Below are 17,757 nucleotides of genomic sequence, written 5' to 3' on the forward strand. Positions count from 1 at the left end.
TCAGCGGCGTCCTTTCTTGCGGAATTGCGGCACGCCCAAAGCGTCGGGCGCGATGGCCTTGGCCGGGGCGTCGGTGCGGCGCCCCACCCGCAGCTTGGCCGAGCGTGACCGCGGATTGGCGGCCAGCTCTTCGTCATCGGGCCCAACGGCGCGGCGGGTGATCATTTCAAACCGGGCGGTGGTGGTTTCACGGGCGGGGGCATAGCGATTGGCATTTGCCTCAGCACCCGAGGCAAGCTGGAAGAACCGTTTCACGATGCGGTCCTCCAGGCTGTGGAACGTCACCACGGCCAGTTTACCGCCGGGTTTCAGCGCCCGTTCGGCAGCGGCCAACCCTTCGGCCAGTTCGGTGAATTCGGTGTTCACGGCGATGCGGATCGCCTGAAACGTGCGGGTGGCGGGATGGCTTTGGCCGGGCTTGGGGCGCGGCAGACAGCGCGCCACCACCTCGGCCAATTGCAGCGTGGTTTCAAACGGTCGCGCCTCGCGCGCCTGCACAATCGCGCGCGCGATGCGGCGCGAGGCGTGGTCTTCGCCGTAAAGATAGATGATGTCTGCCAACTCGGCCTCTTCGACCGTGTTCACCAGATCGGCGGCGCTGTCGCCTTGCTGGCTCATCCGCATGTCCAACGGGCCGTCCTTCATGAAGGAAAAGCCGCGCTCTGCCAGATCAAGCTGCATCGAGGAGACGCCCAGATCCAGCACAACCCCGTCCAAGGGTTCGCCCGCATGGGCATCAAGCTGCGAAAACGTGCCCGGAACCAGCCGCAGCCGGTCGCCATATTCGCCCACCCAAGGGGCCGCCATCTGAAACGCCAGCGGGTCGCGATCAACCCCGATCACGGTATCGGCACCAGCCGCCAGCAGCCCACGCGCATAGCCGCCCGCGCCAAAGGTGCCGTCCAGCCAGACGCCCGTAACCGGGGCAACGGCAGCAAGAAGAGGGTTCAGCAGAACGGGAATATGCGGGGTCTCGGCCATACCTCAGCCCCCCCGGTGCGCCCTGCCGACCAGCGCGAGGGGATCGACATCCTCGTCGTCGTCCTCTTCGGCCATCTCTGCGTCATAGACTTCGCGACGATAAAGCTTGAAGCGGTTGGTGAACCCGGCGAATGCCGCCTCGGCCCCCGTGGACAGGTCATCGCCCAGAAAACCCATCTTCTCGCGCACCTTAGGCGGCAGGACGATGCGGCCCTCGGGGTCAATCTCGACCATGACGGACCGGCTGATCAGATCGCGCTCGGCCCGATCCCGCGCAGGCGAACCCAGTTCCATCGCCTCGATCTGTTCGGCAAGACGATCGGCACCGGCTTTGGAGTAACACTCGACAAAGCTGCGCTTTTTTCCGCCGTAAACCATATAGATGCGCGGGCGGGGGAATTCGGGGGAAGACGGGTCTTCGCTTTCCAGAATGCGCCGGAAGGCCGCCGGGATCGAGACCCGCGCCTTGCCGTCTACCCGCTGGTAGAACTCGCCTCTGAACGCCTCTGACGCCATGGTCTTCGGCCTGCCCTTCTGTCCCGTTTGCCCGGTATTCCGGGTCTTTAAATAGAAAGGCGGGCCGAGCTGCTGCCACTGCTCGACCCGCCGTCTGTCCCATCGCTGGGCGTCCAGCTGCGCATGCCACCTGGGGGAGATGTCTGCTCGCTTGCGCGCCGGATCTCTTTTCGTCGGATGAAATCGGTTGCCTGTATGAAGCCTTGGTATTCGCCGTTCGGGGTCTTGTAGCCGCCCCTGCTTTCCGTACCCGTCTCATCTTCCGTAAGTTAGGGATGCCATGGGATTTCATGGGAAGCAATGGAAATTTTTGGGGACAGGTCTCAAGATTTTGCCTGCGCTGCGGGGTTGAAACAGCATCTTGTGGGTCAGCGCTGTGATTGGCTTCAATCACTAGGCGCTCACGCTGCGGTTACCGCTAGATATAGACACAACTCTCGCCACCCGGGGCATCCCAGAAATTCCCGTGAACTTTCTGCAATTGCGATGCTGGCACCACAAAACCCAACTGCACCTGACAAAAAATACACCGGGAATCGAAAAAGCCAGGGCAGATGCCCCGGCTTTCCCATGATTTCCCACCAGATTGATTCGGCGTGTGGCGGTCAGTCCCAGTCCAGCACCACTTTGCCCGACAGGCCCGAGCGCATGGTTTCAAACCCGGTCACGAAATCCTTGGCCTTGAAGCGGTGGGTGATCACCTTCCTCACATCCAGCCCGTTTTCCAGCATGGCGATCATCTTGTACCAGGTTTCAAAGATTTCCCGGCCATAGACGCCCTTGATGGTAATGGCCTTGAAGACGATCCGGCTCCAATCCACCGGGCTTTTCCCCGGCGGAATGCCCAGCATGGCGATGCGCCCGCCCATCACCAGATGTTCCACCATCTGGTCCAAGGCGCGCTGGTTGCCGCTCATCTCCATGCCCACGTCAAAGCCCTGCACCATCTTCAGCTTGCCATAAACGTCGCGCAGCTCGGTCGTCGCCACGTTCACCGGCGTCACATCGGCCACCTGCCCGGCAAGGTCCAGCCGCGCCTGGTTGACATCGGTGATCACCACATGCCGCGCGCCGACATGCCGCGCCACCGCCGCCGCCATGATGCCGATGGGGCCGGCGCCGGTGATCAGCACATCCTCACCCACCAGATCAAAGCTCAGCGCGGTATGCACCGCATTGCCAAGCGGGTCCAAGATCGCGCCAATCTCATCATCAATCGCATCGGGCAAGGGCACCACGTTGAAGGCGGGCAGGCGCAGGTATTCGGCAAAGGCGCCGGGTTCGTTCACCCCAATCCCTCGCGTTGCCGGGTCAAGGTGGAACCGCCCCGCCCGGCTTTGGCGCGACAGCTTGCCGATCAGATGCCCCTCGCCCGAACAACGCTGACCAATCTCCAGCCCCTCGACCAGCGCGCCCTTGGCCACGATTTCCCCGGCGAACTCATGGCCCGTCACCAGGCCCACCGGCACCGTGCGCGCTGCCCATTCATCCCAGTTCCAGATGTGAATGTCGGTGCCGCAGATGCCGGTCTTTTTCACCTTGATCAGCACATCCTCGGGGCCGATGTCAGGCACCGGGCGTTCCTCTTGCCACAGGCCCACTTCGGGTTTCGATTTCGCCAGCGCCTTCATCGTATCGCCCCCACCTCACGGCCCGCCGCCTCGAATGCGGTCAGGGCAAAATCCAGGTCCTCCTGCGTCAGCGCGGCATTCATCTGCGTGCGGATCCGCGCCGCCCCTTTGGGCACCACGGGGAAGAAAAAGGCCGACACCATCACCCCCCGCGCATCCAACGCCTGAGCGAACCTTTGCGCCAAGGGCGCATCGCCCAGCATCACCGGAATGATCGGATGTTCCCCCGGCAACAGCCGGAACCCCGCCGCCTGCAACCCGTCGCGCCAATAGGCAGCGTTGTGAAACAGCCGCGCCCGCAGGTCATCGGCAGCCTCGACAATATCTAACGCCGCCAGCGCCGCCCCCACCACCGCAGGCGGCAATGCGTTGGAAAACAGATAGGGCCGCGCCCGCTGCCGCAAGAGGTCAATCACCGGCTGCGGCCCGGCGATGTAACCGCCCAGCGCCCCACCCAAGGCCTTGCCCAGGGTGCCGGTGATCACATCCGCCTTCACTCCGGCATGGGCGGGCGTGCCCCTGCCCTGTGGCCCCATGAATCCGGTCGCGTGACAATCATCCACCATCACAAGGCAGTTATACTGGTCCGCAATCCGTCGGATTTCCCGCAGGTCGGCCAGATAGCCATCCATCGAGAACACGCCATCGGTGGCAATCATAACAAACCGCGCCCCGTCGCGGATCGCGGTCAGCACCTGCACCTCAAGGTCGGCCATGTCGCCATTGGCAAAGCGATAGCGCTTGGCCTTGCACAACCGCACCCCGTCGATGATCGAGGCGTGGTTCAGGCTGTCCGACACAATCGCGTCATTCTCGCCCAGCAAGGGCTCAAACAACCCGCCATTGGCGTCGAAACAGGCAGCGAACAGGATGGCATCCTCCATCCCAAGGAAATCCGCCAGCCGAGCCTCCAACTGCCGGTGCAAATCCTGCGTGCCGCAGATGAAGCGGACCGAGGCCATGCCATAGCCATGGCTGTCCATCGCCGCCTTCGCGGCCGCAGTCAGGCGCGGATCACCCGCCAGCCCCAGATAGTTGTTGGCGCAAAGGTTCAGCATCCGCCGCCCGCCAATCGTGACATGGGCACCCTGCGCGCCCTCGATCAGCCGCTCGCGCTTCATCAGGCCCTCGGCCTCAATGCCCGCAAGGGTTTCTTTCATATGGGTCAGAAAGCGAGAATCTGTCATGACGGAAATTCCTCCAACTTGACGGACATTGCAGTATCGGCGCGCACCGGTCAAGATAGCAGAATATCCTCCGCCATAGCGGATACGACTTCCTCTTGGCCCAAATACTCCGGGGTCCGGGGCGGCGCCCCGGTCCGCACCGTCAACTGTCCTGCACGATCAGAATGGCGCGCGCCGCGCCGCCTTCGGCCAGAATGGCATGGGAACGGTCGGCAGCATAGCGGGCGGTATCGCCCGGCCCCAGCCGCACCTCTTCCTCACCCGACCGCACCAGAACCGCGCCTTCGATCACCGTCAGATGTTCGCGGCAGCCCGCGCTGTGGGGTTCGCTGTCCAGCGCGCCGCCTGCGGCAAAGCCCAGATCATACACCTCATGCTCGCCCACCGCCTCGGCGGGCGACAGGATGCGGATGGTCACGCCCTTGGCGCGACCCTGAATGACGGGCGCGGCCCCGGCGCGGGTGACCTGAATCCCCGGCTCGGGCCGCCCTTCCAGCAGGCCCGCAAAATCAACCTGCAGGGCTTGGGTCAGGTTCCACAGCGTTGCCACCGTGGGCGAGGATTCGCCCCGTTCGATCTGGCTGACCATGCTGCGCGACACGCCCGACAGCTTGGCCACCGCATCCAGTGACAGGCCGCGCGCCTTACGCGCCTCTCGCAGACTGGCCGCAAGCCTGTCGTGAATATCGGATTTGACGTTCATGGCCAAAGCGAACCCCCTAGCCTTGCGCGATGCAAGGGTTTTCGAAAATCCTTGCCAAATTTCTTCAAAGAAATTTGTCAGATATCAGGTGCCGCAAAAGGTGACATAGGGGCCAAAGCCAGTCGGGGCGGGCAGGGTGAACCGCTCTCGCCCCGCCTCGGGCGCAAACGGGCGCTGCACCTCGGCCAAGAGTGCCGCGAACGGTTCCATATCGCCTGCGGTTGCTGCCGTCAGCGCCTCTTCCACCAGATGATTGCGGGGGATAACCGCCGGATTGGCCGCCCGCAGCCGCACAGCCGCATCGGGGGACAGTCGTGTCCGCCAGCGTGGCAGCCACGCCCGCAAAGCCGCCGCATCGGTGAAAAGGCCGGTCAACGGGGCCTCTTCCCTCTCTGCTGCATGCGCCAGACGGCGGAAGGTCAGCGTCCAATCCGCGCCCTGCCCGGCCATCGCCGCCAAAAGGTCATCGGCCAGCGCGCCGTCGCCGTCCTCCTCACCCTCCAGCGCCAGCTTGCGGCGCATCACCGCCACCCATTCGGCACGGTACAGCCCCGCAATCGCGCCCAGCCGCTGGTTGGCGATGGCCACCGCCGTTTCCTCATCCGCATCGAACCACGACACCAGACATTCCGCGAGCCGCGCCAGATTCCAGCCCAGAATCAGCGGCTGATTGGCATAGGCATAGCGCCCCTGCCGGTCGATCGAGGAAAACACCGTCCCCGGCGCATAGCCCTCCATGAAGGCGCAGGGGCCATAGTCGATCGTCTCGCCCGACAGCGCCATATTGTCGGTGTTCATCACGCCATGGATAAAGCCCACACCCATCCATTCGGCAATCAACCGCGCCTGCCGCACCGCCACCGCATCGAACAGGCCCAAGGCATCGCCGGGGGCCAGATCGGGGAAATGCCGTGCGATGGTATAATCGAGCAGCGCCCGCAGCTTGGCATCCTCGCCCCGCGCGGCCAGAAACTGGAAACTGCCCACCCGAATGTGGCTGGCCGCGACCCGCGCCACCACGGCACCGGGCAGCGCCATGCCATCGCGCCACACCGTCTCGCCCGTGGCAACCACCGCCAGCGACCGCGTGGTCGGAATGCCAAGGGCCGCCATCGCCTCGGAAATCAGATACTCGCGCAGCATCGGCCCAACGGCGGCCTTGCCATCGCCACCGCGCGAAAATGGTGTCCGGCCCGAACCCTTTAGCTGAATGTCCCAGCGCCGCCCGTCCGGGCCGATATGCTCGCCCAGCAAATGCGCCCGGCCATCACCCAGTTGCGGGGAAAATCCGCCGAACTGATGCCCGGCATAGGCCAGTGCCAAGGGCTCCGCCCCCGGCGGCACCTCGGCACCCGAAAACCACGCAGCAGCCTGCGCCTCGACCTCGGGGCCAAGACCCAGATCGATGGCAAGGGGCCGGTTGAAGACCAAAAGCTCAGGCAACGGCGCACGGTCGGGCACCTGCCGCAAAAAGCTGCCCGGCAGATCACGCGCCCAGGAATTGTCAAAACGAAAGGTCATCGGCGCCCCATTGCAGTCATGGCTGACAATATGGCCCTCTGCACGCGGCGCGGCAATGCCGGGACAGAGCCGCAGTAGACAAGGGGAGCTGGAATGGTCGGGGCGGAGGGATTCGAACTCTCGACCTACGGTACCCAAAACCGTCGCGCTACCAGGCTGCGCTACGCCCCGACTGGCGCCTTCCTAGCGAGGTTCGCCCAGGATGAAAACCCCTTTAGGGCCTTCCGACAAAAGTGGATTCCGGTTTTTTCTAAAGACAGGCGACAAATAAAGCCAAAGGCTGCCTGATGCGACGGCCTGACCGCGCTGCCTTTAGGGTGCCGCACAGGGCCAAAGCGCCGTCTTCTGGTCAACAAAGGGGCTTCGCATCGTGCTGCCCACGGCGATCCCCATACGCTCGGCCAACCCGCCGTTGATCTCCAGCACCATGGCGACATCTTCGCCACCATCGATGGCGGTTTCATCCTGCGGCACGGCATTGGCGTGAATTTGGGTCACCGTGCCAGACTGGTCCAGAAAGATCATGTCCAACGGAATCAGAGTGTTCCTCATCCAGAAGCTCGCATGTTTCGGCTGGGGAAAGACAAACAGCATCCCCGCCGAAAGCGACATTTTCTCGCGAAACATCAGCCCCTTGGACTGCAAGTCAGGCCTGTCGGCGATTTCAACGGTGAACCGCGCCGCACCGCCCGCACCTTTCAGGTCAACCCGGTCGGGCGAACATTCCGCCCCGGCCTGACCCGCCAGCACCATAAGCCCGGTCATCAGACCGAGCGCACCGCCGCGTCCCATGATACCACCTGCACCGCCATGCGCCCGCGCTTGCCCTCGATGATGCGCAAGCACACCGCCTCGCCCGCCTGAAGGTCGGCAAAGCCCGAATGGCGCAACACCTCGATATGAACGAACACATCCTCGGGCCTGCCAAAGATATTGGCAAAGCCAAAGCCCTTGCCTTTGTCGAACCACTTTACGCGTGCGGGTTCCAGCGGCAGATCGGCAAAATCGGCCAGCGATTGCACCGCCTCATCCAGAACCGGCAATGTTCCCACAGCCGGCGGCTCGATGTGCACCACCTCAACAGCCTGCACACCGCGCTGGGTCCGCTGGACCCGCACAGTAATGCCCGCGCCATCGGCGACCGAGCTTTGGCCAAAATTCCTAAGAACATTAGCATGAAGCAAAATATCCGTCGCAGCATCTTCTGCCACGATGAAGCCAAATCCCTTGGCCGGATCAAACCACTTCACCCGGCCATGCACTTCCTGCGTGGCCTCGTCTTCCTGCGTCATTATCGAGCCGTTCCCCAGATATAGCCCGCGCAAGATGTGCAGCGTTTCTTGAGCAAGATGCAAGCCAAAAGTGCAGCATTTCAGCACACTTCCATTCGCGCAACGTGAATGCCTAGGGGTTGAGTCGGGTTATTTCCCAACCATCACCTATGGTTGCACGACGCCAGCGGAAGCGGTCATGCAGGCGAAAAGCCCCGTCAGCCCAGAATTCGATTTCCAAAGGAGCGATGCGAAAGCCCCCCCAAAACGGCGGGCGCGCCGGATTGAGCCCCTTTTCCGCCGTCACCTTCGCCACCTCTGCCATCAGCGTCCCGCGCGAAGCCAAGGGCTGCGACTGCTGGCTGGCCCAGGCGCCCAACCGCGATTTCAGGCTGCGGCTGGCGTAATAGGCATCAGCCTGCGATCCCTCTTCACGGCTGACAAGGCCGCGCACCCGAACCTGACGGCGCAATGACTTCCAATGCATCACAAAGGCCGCCTTACCGGCCCCGTCAATCTCCTGCGCCTTAGCGCTGCCGTAGTTGGTGTAAAAAACGAAGGCCGCGTCTTCGATGTCCTTCAGCAAGACCATCCGGGCATTCGGCAACCCGTCGGCATCAACCGTGGCAAGCGCAATCGCGTTCGGATCGTTGACCTCGGTCTTTTCTGCCTCCGCCAACCAACGGCGTGCAATGGCAAACGGGTCGTCGCCCGCAAAGATCCCGGTTCTGTCCATCTTTCTTCCCTTCCCGCAGCCAGTCGCGCCGCCCTTGATGCCCGGCCAAAGCTGGCCTACACACCGAAGACAATCAGAACGGGCGAGGGGCACCTAATGTCAACCGGACTTATGGCAGGAAAGCGCGGCCTTATCATGGGCCTTGCCAATGACAAATCCATCGCCTGGGGCATCGCGCAGCAACTTGCCGCCCATGGGGCTGAGATCGCCTTTTCCTATCAGGGCGACGCGCTGAAAAAGCGGGTCGAACCCTTGATCGCTTCTATCGGCATGTCCGAAATGGTGGAATGCGACGTATCGTCCGAAGAGTCGATGGATGCGCTGTTCGCCCGGCTGGCAGAAAAATGGGGCAAGATCGACTTTCTGGTCCATGCCATCGGTTTCTCTGACAAGAACGAGCTGCGTGGCCGCTATGTCGATACCAGCCGCCAGAATTTCCTGATGACAATGGACATCTCGGTCTATTCCTTCACCGCCGTCTGCCAGCGCGCTGCGGCGATGATGAACGAAGGCGGCAGTCTGCTGACGCTGACCTATTACGGCGCCGAAAAGGTCATGCCGCATTACAACGTGATGGGTGTCGCCAAGGCTGCACTGGAAGCGTCGCTGATGTATCTGGCCGAGGATCTGGGCAAGGACGGCATCCGCGTGAACGCCATCTCTGCCGGCCCGATCAAGACGCTGGCTGCCAGCGGCATCGGAGATTTCCGCTACATCCTTAAGTGGAACGAGTTGAACTCTCCGCTGCGCCGCAATGTGACGCAGGAAGAGGTGGGCAAGGCTTCGCTGTTCCTTCTGTCCGATCTGGGCAGCGGCACCACGGGCGAAAACTTGCATGTCGATTGCGGCTATCATGTCGTGGGCATGAAATCGGTCGATGCCCCGGATATTGACGTGGTGACCGGTCGCAAGGACTGATCCTGGTCGCGCCGTCGGCAGCGGGGGGCTTACCCCCCCGCTTCGCGGCTCTTTCGCGCTGCGCGCCCGCGTCTCGCAATCCGTGATTATCTGCAAAGGTGCAATCCAAAGGGTTGCCCTTTTTCATTTGCACCTTTCGAAATACTCTCTGGGGGTCGGGTGGGCGAAGTGCCCCCGGCTGCGGGGCTGGACGCCGCCGCATGGGCTTGTATGAATCGCCGCAGACGTTTTGGGGGATCTGATGTCATTTGCCGCGTTCCTTGCCTTTGCCCTCTTGACCCTGCTGGGGGCGGTATCGCCCGGACCGGCCGTTCTGGTGGCCGCGCGCACCGGGTTGAACGAAGGGTTCCGCGTCGGCTTCTTTCTGGCCATGGGCATCGGTGCGGGGGCAGTATTTTGGGCTGCCTCGGCCATGTTCGGGCTGGCGATCCTGTTCAAGATGGCCCCGTCGCTTTTGATAGCCTTCAAGCTGATCGGCGGGGGGTATCTGCTGTATCTTGGGTTCAAGCTGTGGCGCGATGCCGCCCAACCCTTTGTCAGCGAAGATGCCAGTCCGACGCCTCGGTCTGCGATATCGGCCTTTCGCCGGGGGGTGACAACGCAATTGTCGAACCCCAAGGCGGTGGCGTTCTTTTCGGTGGTCCTGCTGGGCGCGATGCCGCCGCATACGCCATTGTGGCAACGGCTGGCGCTGCTGGCGGTGATTTTTGTCAATGAAACGGTGTGGAACACGCTGGTGGCGCGTATCTTCTCGCTTGACCGCACCCGCGCGGCCTATATCAGCCTTAAATCCATTATCGACCGTTGCTTTGGCGGCGCCTTGGCCTTGCTGGGCCTGAAACTCGCCGCGACCTGAGGGGACGCCATGACCGACCGCCTGCCGCATGAAAAAGGCTTTCACGTCAGCTGGGACCAGATTCACCGCGACGCCCGCGCACTGGCCTGGCGGCTGGATGGCAAGGGGCCGGGCGAAGGTGGGGCATGGAAGGCCGTGGTTGGCATCACGCGCGGCGGCCTTGTGCCCGCGATGATCGTCAGCCGCGAGCTGGACATCCGGGTCGTAGATTCGATTTCGGTGAAATCCTATCACTCCGGCGGCGGCAAGGCCGATCAGCGCCGCGAGGCGCAGGTGATCAAATCTCCGAACACCGAGTTGATGGGCGACGGCTCGGGCATCCTGATTGTTGATGATCTTGTGGACAGCGGCAAGACGCTGGAACTGATCCGTGGCCTTTACCCGAAGGCCCATTTCGCCTGCGTCTATGCCAAGCCCGAGGGCGAAAAGCAGGCCGATACCTATATCACCTCGGTCAGTCAGGACACCTGGATATTCTTTCCCTGGGACATGGCGCTGCAATATGTCCAACCCTTTCGGGGCAAGGACTGATCCCCATGAAACCCCATCCCCGGCTGTGGCACTGGCTGTTCGAGGCCGGGGTGGCGGTAAAGGCAAGCCTTGGCGGGCTGGAGGCGCTGGCCGGTCTGGGCCTGCTCTTGACGCCCAATGCGCTGGTTTTGCGCTTGGTCGGCTGGTTAACGCATTTTGAGATCGCCGAAGACCCCAGCGACCGTCTGGCAAGCTATGTCCAGCATATTGCGACGATTTTCCCGGTCGGGGTTCAGCATTTCTATGGCGTCTATCTGGCGCTGCATGGTGGGCTGAAGCTGGGAATCATGATCCTGCTCTGGATGCGCAAGCTCTGGGCCTATCCGCTGGCCATGGTGATTCTGGCGCTGTTCGTGGTTTATGAGGGCACCGAATGGCTGCGCGATGGCTCTCCTTTTCTCGCGGTGCTGGCGGTTTTTGACCTTTTCATGATCGGTCTGGTCTGGAAGGAATGGCGGGCGCTGAAGCCTGAACCCGCCCATCCCTAGGAGACCGCGATGCCCCATCCGCTGAACCCCGCCATGGCCGGAACCGAACCGCCACCGGTGATGGAGGCGCGGCGCTGGTTGCAAGGTGTGACCTTTCCGCCCGAACGCCCGCTGATCAACGTCAGCCAGGCCGCCCCGGTGGAAAGCCCGCCGTTGGGGCTGCGGCAGGCGCTGGCGGATGCGGCGCTGAACGACCCCCAAGCCCATCTTTATGGCCCGGTTCTGGGCTTGCCAGAGTTGCGGGCCGAGATTTCGGCGCAATGGTCCACCGCTTATGGCGGCACGATCCGCGACACGCAGGTGGCGATCACCCAAGGCTGCAATCAGGCCTTTTGCGCCGTGATGGCAACGCTGGCAGGTGCCGGGGATGAGGTGATCCTGCCGACACCGTGGTATTTCAACCATAAAATGTGGCTGGACATGCAGGGCGTTAAGACGGTGCCCCTGCCCGCAGGCCCCGGCCTGATCCCCGAAGCGGAGGCCGCTGCGGCGCTGATTACCGACCGCACCCGCTCCATCGTGCTGGTGTCGCCCAACAACCCCGGCGGGGCGGAATATCCGGCCGAAACGCTGGCCGCGTTCCGCGATCTGGCACGGTCGCGTGGCCTCGCGCTGATCGTGGATGAAACCTACCGCGATTTCGACAGCCGATCAGGCCGCCCGCATGACCTGTTCACCGACCCCGATTGGTCCGACACCTTCATCCACCTTTACAGCTTTTCAAAGGCTTACCGCCTGACGGGCCACCGCGTCGGCGCAATTGTGGCAAGTGAGGCGCGGCTGGCCGAGGTGGAAAAATTCCTTGATACCGTCGCCATTTGCCCCAGCCAGTTGGGCCAGATGGGTGCCTTGTGGGGAATGCGGAACCTGTCGCAATGGGTTGCGGGTGAGCGGGACGAGATTCTGGCCCGCCGCGCCGCGATGGTGGGCGGGTTTGGCGCGCTTGAAGGGTGGAAACTCCTCGGGTGCGGGGCCTATTTCGGCTATGTCGAACACCCCTTCGCCATGGCCTCGGATGCCCTTTGCAAGCGGCTGGTGCAGGATGCAGGCCTTTTGATGCTGCCCGGCACTATGTTCCAGCCCGCCACCCATCCCGAGGGCGCACGCCAGATCCGCATCGCCTTTGCCAATGTGGATGCGACCGGCATCGCGGAAATGTTCCAAAGATTGCAAGCCTTCCGCGCCTGAACCAAATATCTCCTGCCTTGCCCCCCTGCCGCCCGTCGCTTAGACAGTCGGGCAAAGCGCGTGACCCCGAGGGACCAGATGGCCAAAGCCGCAAAGCACGATGACGACGAAGCGCCGAAGAAAAGCAAGAAGGGCAACCATGTCCTGTCGCTAGTCCTTTTGGCAATGATCGTCGGCGGCCTTGGCGGCTATGGCGTCACCAATTTCGGCGGCGGCGTCACCAAGATCGGGTCGGTCGGTGACCGCGAGATTACGGTCAACGAATATGCCCGCACCATGCGGGCAGAGGCCAATCAATTGTCCAAGCAATTCGGCACCCAACTGACGATGGAGCAGGTGCGCGCCTTTGGTCTTGACCAGAAGGTGCTGCAAACTCTGGTCAGCGGCGCCGCGCTGGACAATGAGGCGGACCGCATCGGCCTGTCGGTCGGGGATGATGTTCTGAAAAGCCAGCTTTCCACCAATCAGGCGTTTCAGGGCGTTAGCGGCGCCTTTGACCCCCAGACCTATCGCGATGTGTTGCAGCGCAACAACCTGACCGAAAGCGAATACGAAAAAGGCCTGCGGTCTGACATGGCGCGCAGCCTGCTGCAAGGGGCTGTGACGGGCGGCGTGGTGACGCCAAAGCCCCTGACCGATGCCATTTTTGCTTGGGCCGGGGAAAAGCGCGGCTATACCCTGCTGCGGCTGACCGAGGCTGGCCTGCCCACCCCCCTGCCCGCCCCGACCGAGGCGGAAATCAAGGCGTGGTATGATGCCCATCTGACCGACTACACCCGGCCAGAGGCCAAGCGCATCACCTATGCCGCGCTGCTGCCCAAGGATATCGCGGGCAAGATCACCATCTCGGATGACGATCTGAAAAAGGCCTATGAGGCGAAGAAGGACGAGTATGTCGTTCCCGAAAAGCGCCTTGTCGAGCGGCTGGCTTTTGCTACCGAGGAGGAGGCAAAGGCTGCAAAAGACCGGCTGGACAAGGGCGAGGCCACCTTTGAAGGCCTGGTCGCCGACCGCAAGCTGCAACTGACCGATGTGGATATCGGCGATGTATCCAAGACCGAACTGGGCGCTGCGGGCGATGCGGTGTTCGGGCTGGCAGAACCCGGCGTGGTCGGGCCACTGCCCTCGGCGCTTGGCCCGGCGCTGTTCCGCATGAACGGCATTCTGGCTGCGCAGGAAAAGACCTTTGATCAGGCCAAGGCCGAACTGCTGACCGCCGCGCAGGAAACCGCGGCGCGCAAGGAAATCTCGGCCAAGTCCGAAGCGATTGATGATGCGCTGGCAGGCGGGGCAACCTTGCAGGATCTGGCCAAGGAACAGGGCATGGTGCTGGTCACCACCGATTATGCCCCCGCCGCCGATGACAATGACCCGCTGACGCAAGACGCTGCCGTTCAAGCCGCTGCTGACAAGCTGGCCGAGGGCGATTTTGCCGAAACTGTCGCGACCGCCGATGGTGGCATCGTTGCGTTGCAAATGGATGAAATGGTGCCGGCCGCCCCCCGCCCGCTGGACAAGGTGAAAGACAAGGTTGCCGCCGCCGTCCGCAGCGATGCGCTGGCCAAGGCGCTGGCCACCCGTGGCGATGCGGTTCTGGCCGCCGTCAAGGGCGGGGCCTCGCTGGCCTCGCAAGGGATTGCCGAACGCAGCGCCCCGATTGACCGTCAGGGCACGGTCGAAGGTGCGCCCCCCGCCTTGGTGGAAACCCTGTTCAAACTGGCACCGGGCGAGGTGCAACTGGTGCAGGACAAGGATTTTGTCGCCCTGATCCAGTTGAATGACGTGGTGGCCGCCGACCCCGCCGGGCAGGACGGCAAAGCGCTGCAAGAGGCGATCCAGATCAATGCCGCCAAGGCGATCTCTGCCGACATTCTGGCGCTTTATACCCAGTCGCTGACCACCGAGGCCGGGATTACGCTGGACCAGTCGGCGATCAATGCCGTCAACAGCCAGCTTGGCAACTAAGACCCAAGGACCACGCGCATGAGCCTGTTTCCCGATTTCACAGCCTTTGAACGTGGCTGGGCCGCCGGGCAGAACCAACTGGTTTATGCGCGTCTGGCAGCCGACCTTGATACGCCGGTTTCGCTGATGCTGAAACTGGCCGAGGCGCGGACAGACACGTTCATGCTTGAATCGGTCACGGGTGGTGAGGTGCGGGGGCGCTATTCCATCGTCGGAATGAAACCCGACCTGATCTGGCAGTGCAACGGGCCGCAAAGCCGGATCAACCGGCAAGCCCGGTTTGACCCGACCACTTTTGACGACCTTCCCGGCCATCCGCTCGACACACTGCGCGCCCTGATCGCCGAAAGCCGGATCGAGATGCCAGAGGGCGTGCCTGCCGTGGCGGCGGGCCTATTCGGCTATCTGGGCTATGACATGATCCGGCTGGTTGAACACCTGCCGAACGTGAACCCCGACCCGCTTGGCCTGCCCGATGCGCAACTGATCCGCCCCTCGGTCATCGCAGTGCTGGACGGGGTAAAGGGCGAGGTGACGGTCTGCGCCCCTGCCTGGGTGACACCCGGCCAATCGGCCCGCGCCGCCTATGCCCAGGCCGCCGAACGGGTGATGGATGCGCTGCGCGATCTGGACCGCGCCCCCCCGGCCCAGCGCGACCTTGGCGAAGGGGCTGCCGATGCCGTGGGAGAGCCGGTTTCTAACTTTACCCACGAAGGCTATAAGCAAGCGGTTGAAAAGGCCAAGGATTACATCCGCGCGGGCGACATCTTCCAGGTGGTGCCCAGCCAGCGCTGGACCCAGCGGTTCGAACTGCCGCCCTTTGCGCTTTACCGCTCCTTGCGGCGCACGAACCCCAGCCCCTTCATGTTCTTCTTCAACTTCGGCGGCTTTCAGGTCATCGGCGCCAGCCCCGAAATTCTGGTGCGCCTGCGGGATGGAGAGGTGACGATTCGCCCCATCGCCGGCACCCGCAAACGCGGTGCGACCGAGGCGGAAGACAAGGCGCTGGAGGCGGACCTGCTGTCTGACCACAAGGAACTGGCCGAGCATCTGATGCTGCTGGATCTTGGCCGCAACGATGTGGGCCGGGTCGCCAAGGTGGGCACGGTCAAACCCACCGAAAAATTCATCATCGAACGCTACTCCCACGTCATGCACATTGTCAGTAACGTCGTGGGAGAGATTCGCGACGATCAGGATGCCCTGTCCGCCCTGCTGGCGGGCCTGCCCGCAGGTACGGTTTCCGGCGCGCCCAAGGTGCGGGCGATGGAGATCATCGACGAGTTGGAACCCGAAAAGCGCGGCGTCTATGGCGGCGGTGTCGGTTACTTTGCCGCGAATGGCGAGATGGATTTCTGCATCGCCCTGCGCACCGCCGTGCTGAAGGATGAAAAGCTGTATATCCAATCCGGCGGCGGCGTGGTCTATGACAGCGACCCCGAGGCAGAGTTTCAGGAAACCGTAAACAAATCCAACGCCCTTCGGCGCGCTGCGGCGGATTCGGGCCTGTTTACCCGGCGTGGCAACGGTTGAACCTTCGGCAGCGGGGGTTTCACACCCCCGCACCCCCGTGGGATATTTATGAACAGATGAAAGCCATGCCCGTCTCTGCCGCTTCCTCTTGGCGAAAGTACTCTCGGGGGTGAATTGGCCCGACAGGGCCAAGAGGGGGCAGACAGCCCCCTTTTTACTGCGTAACCATCACCGCCGTTGCCGGAGCCAGCGTGACCGAGGACGCCCGCCCCTCGACCGTCCACTCCATGATGGCCGCCACGGTTTCCGGCCGGGTCGTGCCGACCACGGTCACCCGCCCCTCTTGCGCCGCCTTGAAGGCTGCGCGGTCCAGATAGCGGCGGATCATCGGCACCTCCTCTCCCTGACCATCAAGATCGCGGAACACCATCGTGGCAGGCAAGGCATCGCGGCGCGCAACCTGATCGGCGGCATTCAGGCCGCGGTCATAGGTGATCAGGCCGCGACCGTCGGCTTTGAGGATGGTGACAATCTGGGTTGCCAAAGCGCGGTCATCCTGAAACCCGCTGGCGGCAAGGTCGATCACCGCGACGCTTTCCGGCAGGGCGGCAGACATCGCCTGAAAACTCTGTTCCACGTCAGAGGCTTGCGCACCTGAGGGCAGACCAGAGACCAGCATGACCACCTCTTTCCCGCCCGCGCGATAGGTTGCCGCCGCCTCGGGCGCGTTGGGCGCCAGCGGGTTGACGGCAAAGGTCACCGGGAAGGGAAGTGCTGCCAGCCGCGCGCGGTCAAGCTCTGGGCTGCCATCATCGGTCAGCACCAGGGCGAACAGCGGCTTGCCCGAGGGGTTTTCGAACGCAGCCGCATAGCGTTTGATCGGGGGCAGATCTTCGGGCACCGGGCTGGCAGGTTGCGCCGCGTCTTTGGTGTCGGCGGTATCCGGCGCTGCGCCGATGGTGGGCAAGCGGCCAACCGTCACCCCGTCTGCCGCTTTGGGCAGGCCCGGCGCGGGATCAAGCTTTGTCGCGCTGTCGGGTTGCAGCATCTTGGGTTTTTCCGCCGCAGCCGCCGCTTCGGTTGCGGGTTCGGGCGCGACCTCTGGCATCGGCGCGACATCAGCCGGGGCCGGGGCCGGTGCAGGTTCGGCACCCGGCTCCAGAAGCCGGTCGGTCGGCTGACCGGGAATGGCGGTCGAGGCGGGGGCGGGCAGCTCGGCCGACGGGGTCGGTGCGGCGGCCGGTTCGGCAGGGGCCACAGGCGATGCAGGCGCGGTGGTGGCAGGCTGGCTGGCCGGGGCCTGCGCCACGGCGGCGGGTGCCGCGTCACCCGGTTGCACCTTGGGCGTTACCGTTGCCGCTGGCAGGCTGGGGGCCAAAGAATCGGGGGCTGGGCTGGTCACCTTGCCCGGCGCTGCCGGCGTGGCACCGGCTTGCGGCACCTCTTCCAGTGTCACCTCGGGCGGAACGGGCGATGGATCGGCGCTGATGGATGGTGCGGGTTTTGCCGGTTCTGCTGTGACCGCTTCTGGAGAAGTATTTTCCAAAGGCGCAGAATCAGGGGCAGCAGCATCGGGCACAGCGAGGTTCACCTCCGCTGGCTTCGACGCCGCAGTTTCAACCCCGCCCTCCGGCTCGGCAGGCTTTGGGGCGGCAGGTGCCATTTCGGACGCAATCACCGGCTGTTCGCCCGCCTGCGGCCCGGATGTAACCTGAGATACAATCCCCAGCCCCACGGCGCTGACGATCCCGCCGCACAGCACACCCGCCACCATATCCCGGATCATACTGCC

At 63.4% G+C, this 17,757-nt stretch carries 17 protein-coding genes and 1 tRNA gene; 7 read left to right on the forward strand and 11 right to left on the reverse strand.

All coding sequences use genetic code 11. The features are described from left to right. From rsmH to pdxH, 10 genes are all read right to left on the reverse strand, one after another. On the reverse strand, positions 1-981 hold the full coding sequence (gene rsmH / locus JI744_RS10725; protein WP_202660608.1) for a 16S rRNA (cytosine(1402)-N(4))-methyltransferase RsmH: 981 nt from the start codon (positions 979-981) through the stop codon (positions 1-3). A gap of 3 nt (positions 982-984) precedes the next feature. Next, entirely contained in the window at positions 985-1,497 is a 513-nt protein-coding gene (locus JI744_RS10730; protein WP_202660610.1) for a division/cell wall cluster transcriptional repressor MraZ, read from the reverse strand. 605 nt (positions 1,498-2,102) lie between these two features. Continuing rightward, positions 2,103-3,128 carry an L-threonine 3-dehydrogenase gene (gene tdh, locus JI744_RS10735; protein ID WP_202660612.1) on the reverse strand — a complete coding sequence of 342 codons (1,026 nt, stop codon included), beginning with the start codon at positions 3,126-3,128 and terminating at the stop codon, positions 2,103-2,105. Then, positions 3,125-4,315 (reverse strand): glycine C-acetyltransferase, encoded by a 1,191-nt coding sequence (locus JI744_RS10740; RefSeq protein WP_202660614.1) that lies wholly within the window; start codon positions 4,313-4,315, stop codon positions 3,125-3,127. Before JI744_RS10740 ends, tdh begins: the two co-directional genes overlap by 4 nt. A gap of 142 nt (positions 4,316-4,457) precedes the next feature. Continuing rightward, positions 4,458-5,018 (reverse strand): helix-turn-helix domain-containing protein, encoded by a 561-nt coding sequence (locus JI744_RS10745; RefSeq protein WP_202660616.1) that lies wholly within the window; start codon positions 5,016-5,018, stop codon positions 4,458-4,460. Between the two features lie 84 nt (positions 5,019-5,102). Further along, positions 5,103-6,539, reverse strand: coding sequence for a protein adenylyltransferase SelO (locus JI744_RS10750; RefSeq protein ID WP_202660618.1), 1,437 nt, complete (start codon positions 6,537-6,539; stop codon positions 5,103-5,105). 94 nt (positions 6,540-6,633) lie between these two features. Further along, a tRNA-Pro gene (locus JI744_RS10755) sits at positions 6,634-6,710 on the reverse strand. A 141-nt stretch (positions 6,711-6,851) separates the two neighbouring features. Further along, a complete protein-coding gene (locus JI744_RS10760; RefSeq protein WP_236019388.1) occupies positions 6,852-7,331 on the reverse strand; it encodes a DUF192 domain-containing protein in 480 nt (159 codons plus the stop codon). After that, positions 7,304-7,831, reverse strand: coding sequence for a cold-shock protein (locus JI744_RS10765; RefSeq protein WP_202660620.1), 528 nt, complete (start codon positions 7,829-7,831; stop codon positions 7,304-7,306). The genes JI744_RS10760 and JI744_RS10765 overlap by 28 nt, the downstream gene beginning before the upstream one ends. Positions 7,832-7,943: 112 nt before the next feature. Continuing rightward, the gene (gene pdxH, locus JI744_RS10770; RefSeq protein ID WP_202660622.1) at positions 7,944-8,546 is read right to left on the reverse strand and encodes a pyridoxamine 5'-phosphate oxidase; all 603 of its coding nucleotides are present in this window, start codon (positions 8,544-8,546) and stop codon (positions 7,944-7,946) included. Between the two features lie 96 nt (positions 8,547-8,642). Between pdxH and fabI the strand changes: the two genes are divergently transcribed. The 7 genes from fabI (at position 8,643) to trpE (ending at position 16,025) form a co-directional block, all read left to right on the forward strand. After that, on the forward strand, positions 8,643-9,464 hold the full coding sequence (gene fabI / locus JI744_RS10775; RefSeq protein ID WP_202660624.1) for an enoyl-ACP reductase FabI: 822 nt from the start codon (positions 8,643-8,645) through the stop codon (positions 9,462-9,464). A gap of 241 nt (positions 9,465-9,705) precedes the next feature. Beyond that, positions 9,706-10,320, forward strand: a complete 615-nt coding sequence (locus JI744_RS10780) for a LysE family translocator (RefSeq protein ID WP_202660634.1) — start codon at positions 9,706-9,708, stop codon at positions 10,318-10,320. Positions 10,321-10,329: 9 nt separating this feature from the next. Next, entirely contained in the window at positions 10,330-10,851 is a 522-nt protein-coding gene (gene gpt, locus JI744_RS10785; protein ID WP_202660636.1) for a xanthine phosphoribosyltransferase, read from the forward strand. A gap of 5 nt (positions 10,852-10,856) precedes the next feature. After that, the gene (locus JI744_RS10790; protein ID WP_202660638.1) at positions 10,857-11,339 is read left to right on the forward strand and encodes a DUF2127 domain-containing protein; all 483 of its coding nucleotides are present in this window, start codon (positions 10,857-10,859) and stop codon (positions 11,337-11,339) included. A 9-nt stretch (positions 11,340-11,348) separates the two neighbouring features. Further along, positions 11,349-12,527 carry an aminotransferase gene (locus JI744_RS10795; RefSeq protein WP_202660639.1) on the forward strand — a complete coding sequence of 393 codons (1,179 nt, stop codon included), beginning with the start codon at positions 11,349-11,351 and terminating at the stop codon, positions 12,525-12,527. A gap of 78 nt (positions 12,528-12,605) precedes the next feature. Beyond that, positions 12,606-14,492: a SurA N-terminal domain-containing protein gene (locus tag JI744_RS10800; protein ID WP_202660641.1), complete on the forward strand. Its 1,887-nt coding sequence runs from the start codon at positions 12,606-12,608 to the stop codon at positions 14,490-14,492. Between the two features lie 18 nt (positions 14,493-14,510). Next, complete coding sequence (gene trpE / locus JI744_RS10805) at positions 14,511-16,025, forward strand: anthranilate synthase component I (RefSeq protein ID WP_202660643.1); 1,515 nt, start codon at positions 14,511-14,513, stop codon at positions 16,023-16,025. Positions 16,026-16,179: 154 nt separating this feature from the next. Here the strand turns inward: trpE and JI744_RS10810 are convergent, their stop codons facing one another. Continuing rightward, a complete protein-coding gene (locus JI744_RS10810; protein WP_202660645.1) occupies positions 16,180-17,751 on the reverse strand; it encodes a divergent polysaccharide deacetylase family protein in 1,572 nt (523 codons plus the stop codon). Positions 17,752-17,757 lie beyond the last annotated feature (6 nt).

It is taken from the genome of Fuscibacter oryzae (genome assembly GCF_016765795.1).
GTDB classification, from domain to species: Bacteria; Pseudomonadota; Alphaproteobacteria; order Rhodobacterales; family Rhodobacteraceae; genus Fuscibacter; species Fuscibacter oryzae.

Coding starts and splice junctions, on each gene's coding strand:
- rsmH (WP_202660608.1), bottom strand. CDS start 981: ATGGCCGAGACCCCGCATATTCCCGTTCTGCTGAACCCTCTTCTTGCT.
- JI744_RS10730 (WP_202660610.1), bottom strand. CDS start 1,497: ATGGCGTCAGAGGCGTTCAGAGGCGAGTTCTACCAGCGGGTAGACGGC.
- tdh (WP_202660612.1), bottom strand. CDS start 3,128: ATGAAGGCGCTGGCGAAATCGAAACCCGAAGTGGGCCTGTGGCAAGAG.
- JI744_RS10740 (WP_202660614.1), bottom strand. CDS start 4,315: ATGACAGATTCTCGCTTTCTGACCCATATGAAAGAAACCCTTGCGGGC.
- JI744_RS10745 (WP_202660616.1), bottom strand. CDS start 5,018: ATGAACGTCAAATCCGATATTCACGACAGGCTTGCGGCCAGTCTGCGA.
- JI744_RS10750 (WP_202660618.1), bottom strand. CDS start 6,539: ATGACCTTTCGTTTTGACAATTCCTGGGCGCGTGATCTGCCGGGCAGC.
- JI744_RS10760 (WP_236019388.1), bottom strand. CDS start 7,331: ATGGGACGCGGCGGTGCGCTCGGTCTGATGACCGGGCTTATGGTGCTG.
- JI744_RS10765 (WP_202660620.1), bottom strand. CDS start 7,831: ATGACGCAGGAAGACGAGGCCACGCAGGAAGTGCATGGCCGGGTGAAG.
- pdxH (WP_202660622.1), bottom strand. CDS start 8,546: ATGGACAGAACCGGGATCTTTGCGGGCGACGACCCGTTTGCCATTGCA.
- fabI (WP_202660624.1), top strand. CDS start 8,643: ATGTCAACCGGACTTATGGCAGGAAAGCGCGGCCTTATCATGGGCCTT.
- JI744_RS10780 (WP_202660634.1), top strand. CDS start 9,706: ATGTCATTTGCCGCGTTCCTTGCCTTTGCCCTCTTGACCCTGCTGGGG.
- gpt (WP_202660636.1), top strand. CDS start 10,330: ATGACCGACCGCCTGCCGCATGAAAAAGGCTTTCACGTCAGCTGGGAC.
- JI744_RS10790 (WP_202660638.1), top strand. CDS start 10,857: ATGAAACCCCATCCCCGGCTGTGGCACTGGCTGTTCGAGGCCGGGGTG.
- JI744_RS10795 (WP_202660639.1), top strand. CDS start 11,349: ATGCCCCATCCGCTGAACCCCGCCATGGCCGGAACCGAACCGCCACCG.
- JI744_RS10800 (WP_202660641.1), top strand. CDS start 12,606: ATGGCCAAAGCCGCAAAGCACGATGACGACGAAGCGCCGAAGAAAAGC.
- trpE (WP_202660643.1), top strand. CDS start 14,511: ATGAGCCTGTTTCCCGATTTCACAGCCTTTGAACGTGGCTGGGCCGCC.
- JI744_RS10810 (WP_202660645.1), bottom strand. CDS start 17,751: ATGATCCGGGATATGGTGGCGGGTGTGCTGTGCGGCGGGATCGTCAGC.